Raw genomic sequence first — 1,135 nt, 5'->3', positions numbered from 1 at the left:
GTTATCTAGAGTTGCTGCACGTTTTAGCAGGTCAGAGCCACTATATCGTGTGAGTCACGTAGGTCACGTCGCCGTGTCGAGTTCACCTCGCGAGGGGTGGTTCTCGTCGCGGATCATGCGGCGGAGGCTGGTCCGCGTTGCCGCGAGGTCCGCGTCGAGGGTCGTGACCTGTCCCCTGAGAGTCTCCGCTTCTGCGAGCGCCTGGTCCCGGGACTGCTCCAGCTGTCGGCAGGCTTCGGTCAGTTCGGTGATCCGGTCAACCAGATGCCGGTTGCTCACCTGGTCAAGTTGCTGGCCGAGCTGCTGACGGACGGCTTCGCGCAGGCGGTCCCGCTCGTTCCGGAGCGTGCCGATCTCTTGGCGGGCGATCGCCAGCTCGGCTTTTAGGCCTGCGTTGCTCGCTTGGCGTCCGTCCTGACGTGCCGTTGCCGGCGCGTGCTCCTGCTTTCGGATGGCGGAATCGATGTGCTCTCGGACGCCCTCGGCGTAGACGAGCCAGGTCGACACGCCTGCCTGGCGGGCGACGGCCTTGAACGTGATCCGATCGCCGTCGGCGATCATGCTCTGAAGGGCCGCCAGGACGTTCTGGCGCTTGCGCAGGCTGTCCGTGCGCCGGGCTGCGGCCAGGACCTCGGCGGGGGTTCTGGGGCTCATGAGGGGTCCTTCTGGACGATGGTCAACGGGAGGAGCTTGCGATCGCCTCCGGATCTGACTTGGCGGAGTACTGCTGACGCAGCCTCGATCTCGGCGCGCTCGTCATCCGGCAGGCCAGCCAGATCGGCGCGCATCGTCTTGGCGATGCTGTCGTAGGCCGCGATCTGGTCGGTGAAGTTGTCGATGACGAACGCGGCGGCGTCCATGGCCTGTGCAGTCTCGCGGTCCGCCCGCAGGCTGTTGGTGTGGTCCTCGATGGCGGGGAGGTAGGACGGGTCCGGACGGTAGAAGCCGCAGCCGGCGCACTGGAACCGGATGGGGCAAGCGTGACCTCCGGCCTTGACGTTGGACGGCTCGACGCAGCCGCCGAAGGGGACTGAGACGGAGCGTCGCTCGTAGGCTCGTGGCGAGCACGGCTTCGGGGCTCCGTGCCGGTCGACGACCCGTAGGCTGAGCGTCTTGACGGCTTGGCGCTTCCGTT

Annotated in this window: 1 protein-coding gene and 1 pseudogene; both read right to left on the bottom strand. The window is 66.9% G+C overall.

From position 1 onward, the window contains the following. Positions 1–63 precede the first annotated feature (63 nt). Positions 64–654 carry a DUF6262 family protein gene (locus TR50_RS41970; protein WP_236654826.1) on the bottom strand — a complete coding sequence of 197 codons (591 nt, stop codon included), beginning with the start codon at positions 652–654 and terminating at the stop codon, positions 64–66. Next, positions 651–1,135 (bottom strand): annotated as a pseudogene (locus tag TR50_RS46400) (tyrosine-type recombinase/integrase); the annotation flags it as partial. The pseudogene TR50_RS46400 and the gene TR50_RS41970, both read right to left, overlap by 4 nt.

The sequence above is a fragment of the Streptacidiphilus anmyonensis genome (genome assembly GCF_000787855.1).
GTDB lineage: Bacteria > Actinomycetota > Actinomycetes > Streptomycetales > Streptomycetaceae > Streptacidiphilus > Streptacidiphilus anmyonensis.
This window is presented reverse-complemented; position numbering and strand designations above follow the sequence as displayed.